The organism is Salipiger bermudensis (genome assembly GCF_020171625.1).
GTDB lineage: Bacteria > Pseudomonadota > Alphaproteobacteria > Rhodobacterales > Rhodobacteraceae > Salipiger > Salipiger bermudensis_B.
The window spans coordinates 53937-70898 of sequence record NZ_JAIUZY010000007.1 but is presented as its reverse complement, the minus strand read 5'-3'; the positions used below and the strand labels follow the sequence as shown (position 1 = coordinate 70898).

Here is a 16962-nt window from a genome sequence, read left to right as displayed (position 1 = left end):
AGATCGTGGATCTCCAATGGTTCTTCGAGCAGTTCGGCGCGCTCGGCCTGATGCTGGGCGCGCTGATCTACGATCGGAAGCTGATCCGGAAGGAGTTGGCCGAAGAGCGCGAGAAGACCGCCCAGCTCACCGACCGCCTCATCGAGGCATCCGAAAAGCACCTCGATGGCGCGATCCAGCGCGAGGTGAGCACGCTCTCGGCGCTCGAGCGGATCACCGAGGGTCTGCGCAAGATCGGGGGGAGTTCCTGATGCAGCTGTGGCCGTTCAAGAAGCCTTGCTCGCCGCCGCCGGACCGGGTGAGGGAAGCTGCGCCCGCGATCGCAGCGCGTGAGCGCACCCTCGCGGAATTGCGTCTGAAGCGGGAGGCTGTCGAGAAAGAGCTCGCCCTCGCTCTGGGTGAAATTACACGGCCGAAGAGGAACGAGTGACGATGGACTTCCACCACATCTCGGCGCTGGTGACGCTGATCTTGGGGCTGTGGGTGGCCCGTGCCTATATCCCGAACCTCTTGGCGCAAATGACCCCGCCGGCCGCCTCCCTCGCGTGGGGGTTCTTCTTCTTCGCCCTCGGCTCGATCGGGCGCGCTGTCTACTGGAGCTTCGGTCGTGTCTTCCTCGGAGAGGACTGGGCGGCGGTGCGCGATGCCCTTGGCGGTTTGAACCTCAACATCGCCTTCGAGCTATGCCTGATCGCCGGGCTGCTCATGGTTCTGCGTGCGCGGCTGCTTGCGATCCCCGAGAACGAGCGTCCGTTCTACAACCTTCTGACCTGCGTGACCTATCCCGAGCCGTTCCGGCTCTCTTCGATCTTCCGCAGGCGCTGACCTAACCCCTTTGCTGGTAAGGCTAGGCGCGAGCGCTGCGCCCGCCTGGGGTAGGCGGCATGACCTGGGGAAAGAAGGCCTACCGCAGCACTCGCCCGCGGACATGAGCAGATCGACAACTTGAAGACAACCCTAATGCCCGGCCATCGCGCCGGGCTTTTCTATTTGGAGATGAAGATGCGCCCCATCACAGAGATCATTGTTCACGCGACGGCGACACGGGCCGACTGGATGGATGGCCACTCGACCGCCGACAAGGTGGCGGAGGTCAAACGCTGGCACGTCGAGGACAACGGATGGTCTGACATCGGCTATCACTTCCTGATCGATCGCGGCGGCACGGTGGCGACCGGGCGCGCGATCGAGCGCACTGGCGCGCATGTCAAAGGCCACAACACCGGGACCATCGGCGTCTCGCTGTTCGGTGGCCACGGCAGCGCGGAGACGGACGATTTCTCGGATCATTTCACCGAGGCGCAGGATGCGGCGCTGCGCGAGCTGCTTGCGGATCTCGACAGCACCTACGGGCCGGAACTCAAAATCAGTGGCCACAACGAATACGCGGCCAAGGCCTGCCCGGGCTTCAATGTGGCGAAGTGGCTCGCAGGCGCGCTGCCGCCGGCCGAGGCTGATCCGGCGGTCGACCCGGACTGCACCGCTGCGACCAAGCTCCGCTGGCGCCTGGCCGAGATCCGCGACACCGCCAACCGCGCGCTGGCCGGCGAATGATCCTCCCCATCACCGACTGGCGCCTCGCGCTGGTCCTCTCCGCGGCGCTGTGCCGCTTTTCCATAAAAGGAAACCCTCATGGACATCCTGAAGTCGATCCTCGCCGATGCGGGGCTGCAGGAAGCGCTCCTCGGCCTCTTCGGCATCATCCTGACCATCATCATCAACCGCGCCGCCGGTGCCTTCACCGCCGCCACAGGGATCGCAATCGAGCGTGATGCACGCGAGGCGCTGCATTCCGCGATCAAGAGCGGTGTTGAAGCTGCGCTCGCCCGCGGGCCGGAGGCGGGGTTCGAAGAGATCAAGGCGTTCGCGATCCACCACGCCCAGCATTCCATTCCGGAGAAGATCGAGCAGCTCGTGCCCGGCGATGGCGTCCTCGACAGGTTGGTGCTGCGCTACTACCGCGAGGCGATGGCCCACGCGGGCCTCCAGATCCCGGCAGATCCGACGCCCTCGCGCGCCCGCAGGTAGGCAATCGAGTGTTTCCGCGCCTCGCCAGATCCGACGGCGCGGTGCCGGCGGTGGGCGGGCCGGGCATCACCGGGGTTGTTCGGACTGGGTGATCGTGACGCGCTGGACGGCGTTTTCGCCAACCGCAACATCGGCGCTATTCAGGAGCCGCAGAAGGCTTTCGCAGTAGGCCATCTCGATCGGACTGGCGCTGCCGTCTATCAGCGCCTTGAGGGCGGGGGAAAAGGCCATCAGCGCATTGTCACCGCGAATGAAAATGCCAGGCCAGTCGTCGCCCTCTTGGACCTTGCCGGTTTCGAGTCGTGCCATGCCTATTCCTTTCGGTCTATTTGGACGTGTCGAAATCAGCGAGGCGATGGCGATTGATCTGATTTCTGAGCTCCGCGCCTCGGCACTGCCGGGGACGCACGTCGGGGAATGCATGATCCGCGCCGCTGACGAAATTGAAGAGCTCCGCCGCCGCCTCGGCGGAGGATGCGAGGTTAGAGGCGGCGGCGACCATCTGGTGATCGCCGAGGGGCGCTACAAGTTCTGCGGGGATTGCGGCGAGAGCCTGACCGGCGTTCGCTATTGCCATGCCCCGCGACATTCCAGTCAGGAGGAAGAGCCATGTGGATCATGATAGCGTTTTGCCTCAACCCAAAGCATTGGCGCATCGGCCAGCAGGTCCGTGAGGACGCGGCGGGGAACAGGCTGGTGACCTGGTGGTGCGCGGGGCCGTTCGCATTTGCGGCCGAACACGAATAGGAGCGAAGGCGATGGAAAGGGTTTCTCAAACGGAATTTGCGAAACGGGTCGGGGTATGTAGCTCCGTATTTTCAAAGCGTTGCCTGGGTGAAGAGGTCCTTTCCGCGCTCGGTCGCGACAAGGGTGGGTCGTCGATTGCCAGGGGAAGCAACGCCAAGATCACCTACCCGGAAAGTACAGTGGCTGCGGTCGAAGGAATGGTGCAGCAAGGCATGGCTCCAGTCTTCGCCATGAAGGCCTACGCCTATCGTCGCGAGATCATCTCGTCATTGGGTAGTGATGATCTGATCTTCAAAATCAATTCTGGCCAAGTGAGTGTCAGGGAAGCGCGCAGTGCGATCGGTTTGACCGCTGTCAGCGCGGTATGACTTGGGAGCGCAGGCGATGAAGTTCTTCAAGTCCCCAGAGCCCCTGGCGATCGGCATGGGCGTCAGCAAAGCGCTTGGTGGCTTCTGGGTGCAGGTCGGCCCTTGGATGGTGGTGATCTGAGATCCCCATGCGCCGCGGTCACTACGCCCTTCTCAGCTGCGCCTGCGGGCGTCACACGGTCCTGATGATGGCAGACCTGCCGCGCTCCGACAGGGACGCGACCGGGTGGGTGATGACCGACGCTGCGCTGGCCCGTCTCAGGTGCTCGGCCTGCGGGCGGGTGGGGCGACCGGATGAGGTTCGGTTCGGCTGGTCGGCGGGCGGAGATTTACGAAGCGCGCCAAAGTTCATTGAACCTGAGTGAACCTGAAAACCTTGGCCAAACCGAGAACATCGCCTTTTTACGAAGTGTTCACATGACCAAATGCCAATAGCTTGGCGAGCGGTCGGTTTGTTTACACCGAAGATGTCGGGAGTTCGAGTCTCTCATCACCCACCAGCATTTCCACATATTTGCGTGGCCTAACCGAAATGCGCCTCGGGTCACAGGGCCGAAAGGGTGCTGCCGCTACCCCCGATGCACGGGTTAAACCCGCGCATGGATCGACTGCGAGATGGCGGCGTTCGGATGGCGCGCGATCTGTCGCGGGGTCGGTGCGCGGAATGCGGACGACGGGCAAGCGGATGGCGGCTAGTTCGGTCGCTTGGCGGGAGGGCGGTTCGGACGCGCCGACAGCCGTCGCGCGAGGCCGGGTCCGTTGCGCGAGAAGAGCGCTGGTTGCCGAGTGGATCTCTCGGAGCACGTGCCACCCGCCGGGCGCGTGGCCGGTTCGGTGTCACAGAAGATGGGCGGGAGGAGAGGGTTCTCAGCTCCAACCACTGCCTTGGCACACCGACCTTGGTTGGCCCACCGACAGGGAGACATTTCGCCGCTTCCGTCCGGGCCTGGGCTGTGCAAAAAGCCTGTCATGCGTGAACGGGCGTCTCTTTCGGTGGGTCTCTCTCTCGGCGTGCTGCTGGCACTGTCGAGCGTATTCTCCGCCATGCTCATGAGCCCTGAGCGCGCCTCCGCCGGTTACGAGGCATACGCGCTCGTCTACGGGGACGACCCCGCCGATCTTTGCGGCGATCATAGCGAACACGACGGGCACGCCGGGCACGATCACCACTGTCCGCTGTGTCATGGCCTTCCCGACGCCCCCGAGAGCGCCCGGCCCGAGCGTCACACCCTGCTTGAGCCGCACGAGGCGTGGCAGCGCCGCGATGATCTGCATCGCAACGCGCAGGCCCGCAACCTGCGTCATTCCACGAGGGCGCCACCGGTCTCCGTCTGACGGCTCTACGCCGTCCTCCCTTCCGACATCTCGCCGCGGCGGCGCGTCCGCCCGGCCCTTGTTTAACGTGCCCGGCAGGCCGCCGGGCCAATCGGATATGCCTCATGACGGAAACCACCTCTCGCGCGGGCTCTGCCGCGCTCTACCGCGCTGTCTGGCGCTGGCATTTCATCGCGGGTCTGCTGATCCTGCCCTTCGTCCTGATCCTTGCGCTCACCGGCGGGATCTATCTCTTCAAGGACGAGATCAACGACGCCGCCCACAGCAAGCTTCGCTTCGTCCAGCCGGCGGCCAGCCAACTCGCACCCACCGCGATCGCCGGCGCCGCGCTCGACGCCCATCCCGGCGAGATCAAGGCCTACACGCCCCCGGCGGCGGAGAACCGCAGCGCCGAGGTCGATATCCTCGGTCCCGGCGGACTGAAGAACACGGTCTATGTCGATCCCTATACCGGGACGGTGCTCGGTACGCTGTGGGACGCGGGCGCCGCCGGCAGCCCGGCGATGTACATCGTGCGGAAGCTGCACTCGCTGGAATATGTTGGCTGGCTCGGCAACCGGTTGATCGAGATGGCCGCAGGCTGGATGGTGCTGCTCGTGGCCTCCGGCACCTACCTCTGGTGGCCGCGCAACAAGAAGCTCGGTACCGTGTCGATCAAGGCAAGCCGCGGCCGGCCGTGGTGGCGCGATCTGCACGCGGTCACCGGGATCTATACCGCCGGGTTCATCGTGTTCCTCGCCATGACCGGCCTGCCGTGGTCCGCGGTCTGGGGGGGCAAGTTCTACGAGTATGCCAACGAGCTGGGCCTCGGAATGCCCGAGGGCTACTGGTCCGGGCTGCCGCTCTCGAGCGTGCCGCTTTCCGAGGCCACCGACCGCGCGCCCTGGATCATCGAGCAGCAGCCGGTGCCGCAATCCGGATCGGCGGAGGGCGTGCCGCGGACGCTCGACCAGGTGGTCGCGACGGTCGAGGAGCTTGGCCTCGTGCCGGGCTACGCGGTATCGATGCCGCGCGGGGCGGAGGGGGTCTTTACCGCCTCGGTCTATCCCGACGACATCACCGATGAGCGGGTGATCCACCTCGACCAGTACAGCGGCGAGGTGCTCTACGATGCCGGGCTTGCCGATCTCGGCACGCTGGGCCGCTGGGCCGAGTGGGGGATCTCGGTCCACATGGGGCAGGAGTTCGGGTTGCTGAACCAGATCATGCTGCTGCTGGCCTGTGTCGCGATGGTCGGGCTCTGCGTCTCCGGGGCCGTGATGTGGTGGAAGCGCCGCCCCTCGGGGGCGCTCGGGGTGCCGCAGGTGCCGGCAGACTGGCGCATCCCGCGCACGCTGATGCTGATGGCGGTCGTCGCGGGGGTGTTCTTCCCGCTGGTCGGCCTGTCGATGCTGGTGCTGGTGGCGGTCGAGATCGTGGTCCATTTTCGCCAGAGGCGCAGGGCGCTGGCCTGAGGCTTCTCTGGCGCCCGGTTCGCCGGGCGCCTTTCCGCGACAGCGTGGTCGAGCGCGGCAGCGCGCCGGGGGCGGGCGTGGCCGCGCTGCGCTTGACCCGGCCTCGCGACGTAGCCCGCGCCAGCGCGTTGACCGTGGCCGGGCTTCAAGCGGATCACCCGGGCCGCGCTCTACATCATTTCGCCACGCGTTTGCGATCCATCAGCCGTACGTATCAGCCGCCAAAACTCACATGCTCCGCTGCTCAGACCTCCGGGGCCAGCCGCCGCGCCAGCGCCAGCGCGCCGTCGAGCGCGCTGCCCTCGGCGGGCCGCAGCGCCTCGGCCATCTCCTTGGGCAGCCAGTCGGCATAGGCGCCGGCCACACCGCCGATCAGGCAGATCGGCTCTTCGGGGCGCCAGCCGAGCGCGTTGAGACCGGTCGCCACGTAGGCCGTGCCACGCCGCATCTGCATCGCCGCCGCCGGATCGTCCGGGGCTTCCGTCACCCGCGGTGCGAGCTGGCCGAAGCTCTCTGGCGTCGCCCTCGCCGCAAAGGCGATCAGACCGGGCGCGCCGCCCAGATCGGCGAGCAGGGCCTCCGACACCGGGGTGTGCGCCTCGAGCCGGTCATGCGCGCGCAGCGTGTAGATCAAGAGCTCGCGCCCCAGCCACGCCGCCGACGCCTCGTCGCCCAGCACGAGCCCGTAGCCGCCGATGCTGCGGACGCCGTCGCCGTCCTGACGGGCGAGGAAGCTGCCGGTGCCAAGCCCGGCCACGCAGCCGGTCGCCGGCCCCAGCGCGCCCGCCACCGCCGCGCGGCGATCCTCCTCGACCACCGCGTGATCGAGGGGCAGGGCACGCGCCACCGCGTCCGCCAGCGCCGTCCCGGTGACCCCGGCCAGCCCGAGATAGGCCGGGCAGCCGCGCAGGTCCTCGACGCCCAGACCGGCGGCCTCGGCCACCGCCTTCAGACCGTCGCTGATGCGCGCCACCGCGCCGTCGAAATCACTGGTCACGTTGGCGGCGCCAAGGCTCACCACGTGGCGGCTGCCAGCATGCTCGAGCGCCACTCGGCAGGTCGACCCGCCGCCATCCACCGCCAGGATCATCGCGACAGCTCCTTCATGCCACGCTCGATGCCGTCCAGCGTCATCGGCACCATGCGGTCGTCGAAGATCTCGCGGATCATGCCAATGCTCTGGGTGTAGGGCCAGTGCCGCTCGGGCACCGGGTTGATCCACAGGTGATCGGGCCACTGCGTTCGGGCACGCTCGAGCCAGACCTGCCCGGCCTCCTCGTTCCAGTGCTCGTTGGCGCCGCCCGGATAGGCGATCTCGTAGGGGCTCATCGAGGCGTCGCCGACGAAGATACACTTGTAGTCCGAGCCATAGGTGTTGAGCACGTCCCAGGTCGCGGTCTGCTGGTCCCAGCGCCGCCGATTGTCGCGCCAGAGGCCCTCGTAGAGGCAGTTGTGGAAGTAGTAATGCTCGAGATGCTTGAACTCCGAGCGCGCCGCCGAGAACAGCTCCTCGACCACCTTGATATGCGGGTCCATCGAGCCGCCGATGTCGAAGAACAACAACAGCTTCACCGCGTTGCGGCGTTCGGGCCGGGTCTTGACGTCGAGATAGCCGTGCTCGGCGGTGGCGCGGATGGTGCCGTCGAGATCGAGCTCGTCCTGCGCCCCGTCGCGGGCCCAGCGGCGCAGGCGCTTCAGCGCCACCTTGATGTTGCGGGTGCCAAGCTCGACGCTGTCGTCGAGATTGCGGAACTCGCGCTTGTCCCAGACCTTGACCGCCCGCCGGTGCCGGCTCTCGTTCTGGCCGATGCGCACGCCCTCGGGATTGTAGCCATAGGCGCCGAAAGGCGATGTCCCGGCGGTGCCGACCCATTTGCTGCCGCCCTGGTGCCGGCCCTGCTGCTCGCGCAGACGCTCCTGCAGCGCCTCCATCAGCTTCTCGAACCCGCCGAGCGCCTCGATCTCGCGCTTCTCCTCCTCGGAAAGGTGCTTCTCGGCCATCTTGCGCAGCCACTCCTCGGGCAGGTCCACCGCCTCGAGCATCTGCTCCAGCCCGATCTCGTCGAGCCCTTTGAACGCGTGGGCGAAGGCCTGATCGAAGCGGTCGAGATGGCGCTCGTCCTTCACCATGGCGCTGCGCGCGAGGTAGTAGAACCCTTCGACGTCATAGGTCGCAAGCCCCGCGCGCATGGCCTCGAGAAAGGTCAGGTACTCGCGGAGCGAGACAGGCACCTGCGCGGCGCGAAGGGTTTCGAAGAACGGTACGAACATGCGGGCTCCGCTGCGGGTGCGCTCACCTTACGCGAAGCGGCCCCGGTCGCAACCACCCCCGATGCGACCCCGCGGAAAATCGCAGGCCGCTTGCACGCTGGCGCGCGGCCCCGTCTTCTTCTGGCCAAAAATATCCCGGGGTGAATGGCGCCGCAGGCGCCAGAGGGGCAGTGCCCCTGATTGCTTCCCTCACTTTGCCGCAAGGCGCGCGGCTCAGGCTGCGAGCTTCTCGATCACGATGGTCGCGATCAGCCCGGCCAGCCCGAAGGCGATGGCATAGACCACCACGAATTGCGCGATATCGGCAAGGTCGCCCTTGCGGCGCTTGGCGGTCAGCCCGCCGATGATGGCCCCGATGAGAACCCCAGCGATCACGATCATCCTGCGCCCCTGCCTCCCTTGAGCGGATTGAGCGAGCCGATCTCGCGCGCCTTGGCGCGCACGGCCCAGTCCGGGCCGAAGCCGTATCGTGCCCAGCCCAGGGAGTCCAGCTTGAGCAGACGGCTTTCGGAGGCCCGCCCGGCGAGAACGAGCGCCTCGCTGCGCAACATCAGCAGCGTCGAGAGCAGCGCCGCGTTCTCGTGCCGCATGGCGGTCTTGAGATGCGGCGCGGTCAGGGCCAGCGCCGCCTCGGGGCGGTTGGCGTGGATCTCGTAGGCGGCAAGCTGGGCGTCGACATAAGCAAGGTGCAGCGCCGTGCCCGGTGCGTGCTCGAAGGCGTCTTTGGCCCGCAGGAAGGCACGCCGCGCCGCCTCCGGCTCGCTGCCCTGAAGCACCCGGCCCATGGCGTAGTGGGAAAAGCCCAGCCGGTGGTCGCGCCAGCCCTCGCGCTCGGCGATCCCCAATGCGATTGCCGCGGCCCTGCGGCGCGCGTCTGGGCCCGTGCCGGGGCCGAGCGCCCTCTGCACCGCCGCGCCCCAGTCCGGCGGAGTGGCGGGAAGGCGGCGGGCCTGATGCAGGCGCCCCTCGGGGTTGAGCCGGGCGAGGATCGACGGCAGGCGCACGGCCACCTCGTCGCGGCGCATCCCCGGGCGCAGGGCCGGATCGTAGAACACCCGCAGCACCATCATGTCATAGCCGGTCAGCACGGTGTGGACGTTGTCGTCGTTGAACACGCTGTCGCCAAGCCGGTAGAGATCGTTGAGCGGCCCGAGCGCCTGCGCGATCTCCTCGTGCAGGCAGTCGCGCAGTTCCTGCGGGGCGGCATCGGCAGGCACGAAGATCGCCACGCGCGTGCGCCGCGCCACACCGGCCCAACTGACGCGGCGGCTGTGGCGCGCGGAGAGATACTCCTTGAGCGAGCTGACATTGGGCACCACGAAGCAGGCCGCCTGAGGCAGGTGGCGGCGGATCTCGTGGCGCGGCACGGCGACGAGGGTGACGTTGGCCGTGCTGCCATCCTTGCGGGAGATGTCGATCCCCGCCTCGCCGCGCAGACGCGCCAGCAGCCGGTCGAGGTCCGGCAGCAGGGTGGGCGGCGCTTCGCCCCGCACCGTGACGGTGATCGGTGTCTCGAAGCGCGAGAACTGTTCCAGCGGGCGCCCCGATTCCAGCGCGAAGGCCAGGTCCAGCACGTCGCGCGCGAGATCCGCGTTCGAGATGGCGGGCGGAGCGGGCTGCGTGCGCGGGAAAGTCTTCATCGCCGGCAGCGGGCCGAGATCTCCCAGCGCGGCGGCGGCGCGGCTCGCCGTCTCCGGAGTTGCGACCGGCATACAGGAGGCCAGCCACATCAGCACCGGAAACAGCCGTCGGCGCATCACGTCCGTTGGTACTTGATGAAGGGGGTCAGGGTGCCGATCCGGTCATAGAGCTGCCGGGCGGTGTGGTTGAACTCCTGCGTCAGCCAGTAGACGTTGGGCGCCCCGGCCGCGTCGGCCTCGGCATAGACCGCTTCGATCAGCGCTCGGCCAGCCCCGGTGCCGCGCGCTTCGGGGGCGGCAAAAAGATCCTGCAGGTAGCAGACATTCTCGACCCGCCAGCAATGGCGGTGGAAAAGGTAATGTACGAGGCCGATCAGGTCGCCGTCGCGTTCGGCCACCAGTGCGTTGAACTCGCGCTCGTCACTGTCGAGCAGTCGGGCAAAGGTGGTCCTGTAGACCTCCTCGCTCACGGAGGCTTCGTAAAAGGTGAGATACCCCGTCCAAAGCTCGCGCCAGCGCGCTTCGTCTGCCGCCCGGAGCGGGCGCACGGTCACGGTGTTCTTCGTCATGTGCTGCTCTTGCCTGCCTCTGCCATCACTGCTCTTGCGCGGGTCTCGGGCCCGATTGGCGCGAGTATAGGCACAAAGCCTCGCGTGACCCAACTTTCTTCCGCAGCGCTGGCGGATTTTGCCGCGCGGGCTGGGGTATGCTGACGCGCCGGGGGCTCGAGCTGACGTCCTGCCGTCACCGTGGCAGGCGGTAAGATTTTTCGTAGGAAAAATCTTCGGCGCGAAGCGGTCAGGCGAAAAAATCTTCGTACGAAGATTTTTCGCGGGAGTCGGAATCAGCCGCCGGTGTGGCTCATGTGGCGTGACACGCGACCGTCGACGCTCTGGCGCGAATAGTCGAAGTCGTGGCCCTTGGGCTTGCGCTCGATGGCGGCGCGGATCGCCTCCTCGAGCGGCGCGTCGCTCCCGGGATGGTTGCGCAGCGCGCTGCGCAGGTCGGCATTGTCTTCCTGACCCAGACACATGAAAAGCTCGCCGGTGCAGGTCAGCCGCACCCGGTTGCAGCTTTCGCAGAAATTATGCGTGAGCGGCGTGATGAACCCAATCTTCTGCCCGGTCTCTTCAAGCCGCACGTAGCGCGCCGGGCCGCCGGTGCTCTCGGGCAGGTCGGTCAGCGTGTAGTGCTCCGCCAGACGCGACCGCAGGTCGCTCAGCTTCCAGTACTGGTCGAGCCGATCCTCGTTGCCGATGTCGCCCATCGGCATGACCTCGATCCATGTGAGGTCCATGTCGCGCGCCGCGCACCATTCGGTCATCGAGAACAGCTCGTCCTCGTTGAAGCCCTTGAGCGCCACGGCGTTGAGCTTGACGCGCATCCCCGCTGCCTGCGCCGCATCGATGCCGCGCAGCACCTGCGGCAGGCGGCCCCAGCGGGTGATCTCGGCAAACTTGCCCTCGTCGAGCGTGTCGGCGGAGATGTTCACCCGGCGCACCCCGGCCTCGTAAAGCGGCTTGGCGAATTTCTCGAGCTGCGAGCCGTTGGTGGTGAGCGTCAGCTCGCGCAGGGCGCCCGAATCGAGATGCCGGGTCATCGACTGGAAGAACTTGAGGATATCGCGCCGCACCAGAGGCTCGCCTCCGGTGATGCGCAGCTTCTCCACCCCCATCCCGATGAAGGTCGAGCACAGCCGATCGAGCTCTTCCAGAGTCAGCAGCTCCTTCTTGGGAAGAAAGCTCATGTTCTCTGACATGCAGTAGACACAGCGGAAATCGCAGCGGTCGGTGACCGAGACCCGCAGGTAGGAGATCGGGCGCGCGAAGGGATCGATGAGCTTTTCCATCCGCGAAACCTAGGCGCGATTGCGCCGCTCGGCAAGGAGAGAGGCGATTGTCAGGCCTGAAGATTGGGCCTAGGCTGCCGGTATGAAAGCGTATTCCCTCCTCCCCGTCCTGCTGCTCGCCGCCTGTGGCCAGACCATGTTCCCGGCCCAGCAGAAAGAGCCCGCCACCCCTGCAACCCAGACAGCGCGCCCCGAAGCGCGGCCCGCGAGCGGCATCGCGCCGCCAGCAGGCGCCCGCACCGAGGAACAGTTCGACACCACCAGCGCCGAAGAGCGCGCCGCCGCGTCGGCGCCCTCCGCGGGCGGCGAAAGCAAGCTCGGCACCACCGTGGTGTCGCTGGGCGATCCCTCGAAGCCGGGCTTCTGGCTCGACACGCCGCTGGTCAGCGCCGAGCAGGAAGGCCGCGTGGTGTTCCCTGGCTCTGGCAAATCGGCGCAGGTGACACTGACCCCCATCGACGGACCGGCCACCGCCGGCAGCCGCATCTCGCTGGCCGCAATGCGCCTGATCGAGGCGCCGCTGACCGACCTGCCCACGGTCGAGGTCTACGCCGGCGGCTGACGGCGCCCGCCCCGACGCGCGCGCCGGGGCGTCTGACGAATATGCTTGGCAGCGAAGAGGGCATTGTCCATGCTGCGGGCAATGGCCGGTCCCCCGGTGGGTCCGGCCCGAAACACACCACTGGTCTGCGCCATTGGTCTTATATGCGCCCCGCACGCAACGTGTATTGTGGGGCCAGCAAGAGAAGGGAGGACCTCACCATGCAGATGAGCGACACGCGCGAGATCAAGGCCCCCCGCGAGGTTGTCTGGGCCGCGATCCTCGACCCGGAGGTCCTCAAGCAATGCGTGCCCGGCTGCACCGAGATGACCGGCTCGCCGGAAGACGGCTTTGAGGCCACGGTGGTGCAGAAGGTCGGCCCGGTGAAGGCGACCTTCAAGGGGCAGGTCGTCCTGTCGAACCGCAACGAGCCCGAGAGCCTGACGCTGTCGGGCGAGGGCAAGGGCGGCGCCGCGGGCTTTGCGAAGGGCAGCGCCGACGTGACGCTGACCGCCAAGGGCGACGAGCTCACCGAACTGCATTACGAGGTAGATGCCAAGGTCGGCGGCAAGCTGGCGCAGCTTGGCAGCCGCATCATCGACGGCTTCGCCAAGAAGATGGCCGACCAGTTCTTCACCAACCTGCAGGACGCGGTCGAAGGGCCTACCGATCCCGAGGAGGCGCCGGAGGCCGAGGGCGAGGCTGCGGAAGAGGGCAAGAAGAAGGGATGGTTCAAGCGCATGGTCTCGAGCTGAGCTCGCGACGCGCGACCCGATCATCCGATCCAGCGGGCCGGCAAGTGGCCCGCGACCAGCAAAGAACAACAGACAGGAACACCCAGGGAGGACTTGATGACCAAGGTGACGATGACGGTGAATGGCAAGGCCGTCTCGAAAGAGGTCTCGGGCAACACGCTCATGACCGAATTTCTGCGCGACGAGCTGCACCTGACGGGCACCCATGTGGGCTGCGACACCAGCCAGTGCGGTGCCTGCGTGATCCATGTGGACGGTGAGAGCGTGAAGGCCTGCAGCATCTTTGCGGCCGAGGCCGAGGGCGCCTCGGTGACGACGATCGAGGGCATGGCGAATGCCGACGGCTCGCTGTCGGTGATCCAGCAGGCGTTCCAGGATTATCACGGGCTTCAGTGCGGGTTCTGCACCCCGGGCATGGTGATGTCCGCAGCGACGCTGCTGAAGGACAACCCCAAGCCCACCGAGCACGAGGTGCGCGAGTATCTCAAGGGCAACATCTGCCGCTGCACCGGCTACCACAACATCGTCAAGGCGATCCTGGCCGCGAGCGGGCAGGACGTGACCGGCATCGCCGCCGAATAGAGCGAACCAACGACCGGACAGGCCGGACCGGCGGGAGGAGGACCCGCCGGATCACGGCCCCCGGGAGGGATCTGCCAAGGCGGGGGCTGCCCGCCACACCCAGGGAGGAGTTTTCTATGCCCAAGGATCATGGCATCGGAGCCTCGCAGAAACGCCGCGAGGACGTGCGTTTCCTGACAGGCACGGGACAGTACACCGACGATATCAGCACTTACGGCCAGACCTATTGCGTGTTCCTGCGCTCGGACGTGGCGCATGGCACCATCACCGGTCTCGACGCCAGCGAGGCCGAGGCCATGCCCGGCGTGGTGCGGATCTTCACCGGCAAGGATTTCGAGGGCATCGGCGGTCTGCCCTGCGGCTGGGAAGTGACCGACAAGAACGGCAAGCCGATGAAGGAGCCCGCGCACCCGGTTCTGGCACAGGGCAAGGTGCGCCACGTGGGCGATCCCATCGCCGCGGTGGTGGCCGAGAGCCTCGAGGAGGCGCGCAACGCCGCAGAGGCCATCGTCTACGATATCGACGAGCTTCCGGCGGTGGTCGACATGAAGGCCGCGCTTCAGGCCGGCGCCACCAAGGTGCATGACGATCTCGACGACAACCTCTGCTACGACTGGCAGTTCGGCTCCGATCAGGCGGCCATCGACGAGGCGTTCTCGAAGGCCGCGCATGTCACCACGCTCGAGCTGATCAACAACCGTCTCGTGGCCAACCCGATGGAGCCGCGCGTCGCGCTGGGCGAGTACAACCGCGCCAATGACGAAAGTACGCTCTACACCACCTCGCAGAACCCGCACGTGATCCGGCTGCTGATGGGCGCCTTCGTGCTCGGCATCCCCGAGCACAAGCTGCGCGTGGTGGCGCCCGATGTGGGCGGCGGCTTCGGCACCAAGATCTTCCACTACGCCGAGGAGGCTTTCGTCACCTTCGCGTCGCGACAGATCAACCGCCCCGTCAAGTGGACCTCGACCCGATCCGAGGCGTTCATGTCCGACGCCCATGGCCGCGACCACGTGACCAAGATCGAGTTGGCGCTCGATGCCGACAACAACTTCATCGGCCTGCGCACCGATACGCTGGCGAACATGGGCGCCTATCTGTCGACCTTCTCGTCGTCGGTGCCCACGTGGCTGCACGGCACGCTGATGGCGGGCAACTACAAGACCCCGGCGATCCAGGTGAACGTGAAGGCCGTTTTCACCAACACCGTGCCGGTCGATGCCTATCGCGGCGCGGGCCGCCCGGAGGCCACGTTCCAGCTCGAGCGGCTGGTCGACAAGGCGGCGCGCGAGCTGGGCGTCGATCCGATCGCCCTGCGCCGGCAGAACTTCATCGACAGCTTCCCCTATGCGACCCCGGTGGCGGTGGAATACGACACCGGCGACTACACCGCGACGATGGACAAGCTCGAGGAGATGATCGACCGCGCGGGCTTTGAGGCCCGGCGCAAGGAGAGCGAGGCCAACGGCAAGCTGCGCGGTCTCGGCATCAACTGCTACATCGAGGCCTGCGGCATCGCGCCGTCGAACCTCGTGGGCCAACTCGGGGCGCGTGCGGGCCTTTACGACGCCGCCACGGTGCGGGTGAATGCCACCGGGTCGATCTCGGTCATGGTAGGCGCGCATTCGCACGGGCAGGGCCACGAGACTGCCTTCCCGCAGGTGGTGGCCGAAATGCTCGGCATCGACGAGAGCATGATCGACATCGTGCATGGCGACACCTCCAAGATCCCCTTCGGCATGGGCACCTACGGTTCGCGCAGCCTCGCGGTCTGCGGCTCGGCCATGGTCCGCGCCACCGAGAAGATCATCAACAAGGCCAAGAAGATCGCGGGCCACCTTCTCGAGGCCTCGGATGCGGATATCGAGCTCAAGGACGGCCAGTTCACCGTGGCGGGCACCGACAAGTCGGTGGCGTGGGGCGACGTGACGCTCGCCGCCTACGTGCCGCACAACTATCCGCTCGAGGATATCGAGCCGGGGCTGGAGGAGACGGCGTTCTACGATCCGGCGAACTTCACCTATCCCTCTGGCGCCTATGCCTGCGAGCTGGAGCTCGACCCCGAGACCGGGCGCGTGACCATCGAGCGCTTTGCCGCCGCCGACGATTTCGGCAACGTGGTGAACCCGATGATCGTGGAAGGGCAGGTGCATGGCGGTCTGGCGCAGGGCATCGGGCAGGCGCTGCTCGAGAGCTGCGTCTACGACGAGAACGGCCAGCTCCTGTCGGCGTCCTACATGGACTACGCCATGCCGCGCGCCGATGACCTGCCGTTCTACCTCGTGGACCATTCCTGCGCCACGCCCTGCACCCACAACCCGCTCGGGGTGAAGGGCTGCGGCGAGGCCGGGGCCATCGGCTCGCCGCCGGCGGTGGTCAACGCGGTGATCGACGCGCTGCATTCGGGCGGCTACACCCATGTCGATCATGTGGATATGCCGGTTTCGCCGCACCGTGTGTGGAAAGCGATGCAGGGCTGAGCCTCTTTCCGGCGGCACCGCTTGACGGCGCCCCCGGATCGTTGAGTATTTGGACCGTGAAGAAGGGCAGGGCGCTGCGCCCGCAGACCCTTCGACAGGAGGATGGAAGATGTACAGCTTCGAGTTGGAGATCCCGACCACCGTCGCCGACGCGGTGGCGGCGCTGGGCAAGGACGAGGCGCAGCCGCTGGCCGGGGGTCAGACGCTGATCCCCTCGCTGAAAGCGCGCCTCGCGGCGCCGTCGGTGCTGGTGAGTCTCGCGCAGATCGACGAGATCAAGGGCGTCACGATCGAGGGGGGCACCGTCACCATCGGCGGTGGCACCACCCATGCCACGGTGGCGGCAGAGGTGGCCGAGGCCTACCCGGCGCTCTCCTATCTCGCGATCAATATCGGTGACCCGGCGGTGCGCAACCGCGGCACCATCGGTGGCAGCCTCGCCAACAACGACCCCTCCGCCTGCTACCCGGCGGCGGCGCTGGCCTCGGGCGCGACCATCGTCACCAACACCCGCGAGATCGCGGCGGACGACTATTTCGAGGGCATGTTCACCACCGCGCTCGAAGAGGGCGAGATCGTCACCGCGGTGAAATTCCCGGTGCCGGAGGCCGCGGCCTACATCAAGTTCGAGCAGCCCGCCTCGCGTTTTGCGCTGGTTGGCGTGTTCCTGGCGAAATACGCCGATGGCGTGCGCGTGGCGGTGACCGGCGCCTCCGAGGACGGCGTGTTCCGCTGGTCCGAGGCCGAGGACGCGCTGTCGAACTCCTTCGGCGCCGACGCGCTCGAGGGTCTGTCGCTCTCGGGCGACGGCATGATCTCGGACCTGCACGGCTCGGGCGACTACCGCGCCCACCTGATCGCGGTGCTGACCAAACGCGCGGTGAAGGCCGCCGCCTGAGCCGCCTCACGCCC

The 16962-nt window shown here is 66.9% G+C and carries 21 protein-coding genes; 14 read left to right on the top strand and 7 right to left on the bottom strand.

Annotation, left to right across the window (positions count from 1 at the left end):
- Positions 1-5: 5 nt before the first annotated feature.
- The 5 genes from LCM15_RS13825 to LCM15_RS13805 all read left to right on the top strand — a co-directional run bounded on the left by LCM15_RS13825 (position 6) and on the right by LCM15_RS13805 (position 2028).
- Positions 6-251, top strand: a complete 246-nt coding sequence (locus LCM15_RS13825) for a hypothetical protein (RefSeq protein ID WP_224857370.1) — start codon at positions 6-8, stop codon at positions 249-251.
- The gene (locus tag LCM15_RS13820) at positions 251-430 is read left to right on the top strand and encodes a hypothetical protein (protein ID WP_224857367.1); all 180 of its coding nucleotides are present in this window, start codon (positions 251-253) and stop codon (positions 428-430) included. Before LCM15_RS13825 ends, LCM15_RS13820 begins: the two co-directional genes overlap by 1 nt.
- Positions 427-825 carry a hypothetical protein gene (locus tag LCM15_RS13815; protein WP_224857365.1) on the top strand — a complete coding sequence of 133 codons (399 nt, stop codon included), beginning with the start codon at positions 427-429 and terminating at the stop codon, positions 823-825. The genes LCM15_RS13820 and LCM15_RS13815 overlap by 4 nt, the downstream gene beginning before the upstream one ends.
- Before the next feature lie 135 nt (positions 826-960).
- Complete coding sequence (locus LCM15_RS13810; protein WP_224857364.1) at positions 961-1554, top strand: N-acetylmuramoyl-L-alanine amidase; 594 nt, start codon at positions 961-963, stop codon at positions 1552-1554.
- A gap of 78 nt (positions 1555-1632) precedes the next feature.
- Positions 1633-2028, top strand: a complete 396-nt coding sequence (locus LCM15_RS13805) for a hypothetical protein (RefSeq protein WP_224857362.1) — start codon at positions 1633-1635, stop codon at positions 2026-2028.
- A 66-nt stretch (positions 2029-2094) separates the two neighbouring features.
- On the opposite strand, the gene LCM15_RS13800 is transcribed toward LCM15_RS13805, so the two are convergent.
- Positions 2095-2337, bottom strand: coding sequence for a hypothetical protein (locus tag LCM15_RS13800; protein WP_224857360.1), 243 nt, complete (start codon positions 2335-2337; stop codon positions 2095-2097).
- A gap of 46 nt (positions 2338-2383) precedes the next feature.
- Here LCM15_RS13800 and LCM15_RS13795 point away from each other — a divergent pair, with 46 nt between their 5' ends.
- The 4 genes from LCM15_RS13795 (at position 2384) to LCM15_RS13780 (ending at position 5932) form a co-directional block, all read left to right on the top strand.
- Positions 2384-2650, top strand: a complete 267-nt coding sequence (locus LCM15_RS13795; RefSeq protein ID WP_224857359.1) for a hypothetical protein — start codon at positions 2384-2386, stop codon at positions 2648-2650.
- A 136-nt stretch (positions 2651-2786) separates the two neighbouring features.
- The gene (locus LCM15_RS13790) at positions 2787-3143 is read left to right on the top strand and encodes a hypothetical protein (RefSeq protein WP_224857358.1); all 357 of its coding nucleotides are present in this window, start codon (positions 2787-2789) and stop codon (positions 3141-3143) included.
- A gap of 969 nt (positions 3144-4112) precedes the next feature.
- Positions 4113-4478 (top strand): DUF2946 family protein, encoded by a 366-nt coding sequence (locus LCM15_RS13785; protein ID WP_224857357.1) that lies wholly within the window; start codon positions 4113-4115, stop codon positions 4476-4478.
- 104 nt (positions 4479-4582) lie between these two features.
- Positions 4583-5932 (top strand): PepSY-associated TM helix domain-containing protein, encoded by a 1350-nt coding sequence (locus tag LCM15_RS13780; protein ID WP_224857356.1) that lies wholly within the window; start codon positions 4583-4585, stop codon positions 5930-5932.
- 244 nt (positions 5933-6176) lie between these two features.
- On the opposite strand, the gene LCM15_RS13775 is transcribed toward LCM15_RS13780, so the two are convergent.
- The 6 genes from LCM15_RS13775 to moaA all read right to left on the bottom strand — a co-directional run bounded on the left by LCM15_RS13775 (position 6177) and on the right by moaA (position 11692).
- On the bottom strand, positions 6177-7022 hold the full coding sequence (locus LCM15_RS13775) for a BadF/BadG/BcrA/BcrD ATPase family protein (protein WP_224857355.1): 846 nt from the start codon (positions 7020-7022) through the stop codon (positions 6177-6179).
- A complete protein-coding gene (locus tag LCM15_RS13770; RefSeq protein ID WP_224857354.1) occupies positions 7019-8203 on the bottom strand; it encodes a vWA domain-containing protein in 1185 nt (394 codons plus the stop codon). The genes LCM15_RS13775 and LCM15_RS13770 overlap by 4 nt, the downstream gene beginning before the upstream one ends.
- Positions 8204-8416: 213 nt before the next feature.
- The gene (locus LCM15_RS13765; protein ID WP_224857353.1) at positions 8417-8584 is read right to left on the bottom strand and encodes an apolipoprotein acyltransferase; all 168 of its coding nucleotides are present in this window, start codon (positions 8582-8584) and stop codon (positions 8417-8419) included.
- Positions 8581-9960 carry a DUF2927 domain-containing protein gene (locus LCM15_RS13760; RefSeq protein WP_224857352.1) on the bottom strand — a complete coding sequence of 460 codons (1380 nt, stop codon included), beginning with the start codon at positions 9958-9960 and terminating at the stop codon, positions 8581-8583. The genes LCM15_RS13765 and LCM15_RS13760 overlap by 4 nt, the downstream gene beginning before the upstream one ends.
- On the bottom strand, positions 9960-10412 hold the full coding sequence (locus LCM15_RS13755; protein WP_224857350.1) for a GNAT family N-acetyltransferase: 453 nt from the start codon (positions 10410-10412) through the stop codon (positions 9960-9962). Before LCM15_RS13755 ends, LCM15_RS13760 begins: the two co-directional genes overlap by 1 nt.
- Before the next feature lie 275 nt (positions 10413-10687).
- Positions 10688-11692, bottom strand: a complete 1005-nt coding sequence (gene moaA / locus LCM15_RS13750; RefSeq protein ID WP_224857347.1) for a GTP 3',8-cyclase MoaA — start codon at positions 11690-11692, stop codon at positions 10688-10690.
- 82 nt (positions 11693-11774) lie between these two features.
- On the opposite strand from moaA, the gene LCM15_RS13745 reads away from it, so the two are divergent.
- The 5 genes from LCM15_RS13745 (at position 11775) to LCM15_RS13725 (ending at position 16948) form a co-directional block, all read left to right on the top strand.
- Positions 11775-12254 carry a hypothetical protein gene (locus tag LCM15_RS13745; RefSeq protein ID WP_224857345.1) on the top strand — a complete coding sequence of 160 codons (480 nt, stop codon included), beginning with the start codon at positions 11775-11777 and terminating at the stop codon, positions 12252-12254.
- A 200-nt stretch (positions 12255-12454) separates the two neighbouring features.
- Positions 12455-12988, top strand: a complete 534-nt coding sequence (locus LCM15_RS13740) for a CoxG family protein (RefSeq protein WP_224857343.1) — start codon at positions 12455-12457, stop codon at positions 12986-12988.
- A gap of 96 nt (positions 12989-13084) precedes the next feature.
- On the top strand, positions 13085-13570 hold the full coding sequence (locus LCM15_RS13735; RefSeq protein ID WP_224857341.1) for a (2Fe-2S)-binding protein: 486 nt from the start codon (positions 13085-13087) through the stop codon (positions 13568-13570).
- Between the two features lie 116 nt (positions 13571-13686).
- Positions 13687-16050 (top strand): xanthine dehydrogenase family protein molybdopterin-binding subunit, encoded by a 2364-nt coding sequence (locus LCM15_RS13730; protein ID WP_224857340.1) that lies wholly within the window; start codon positions 13687-13689, stop codon positions 16048-16050.
- A 109-nt stretch (positions 16051-16159) separates the two neighbouring features.
- The gene (locus LCM15_RS13725) at positions 16160-16948 is read left to right on the top strand and encodes an FAD binding domain-containing protein (RefSeq protein ID WP_224857338.1); all 789 of its coding nucleotides are present in this window, start codon (positions 16160-16162) and stop codon (positions 16946-16948) included.
- The last annotated feature ends 14 nt before the right edge of the window (positions 16949-16962 follow it).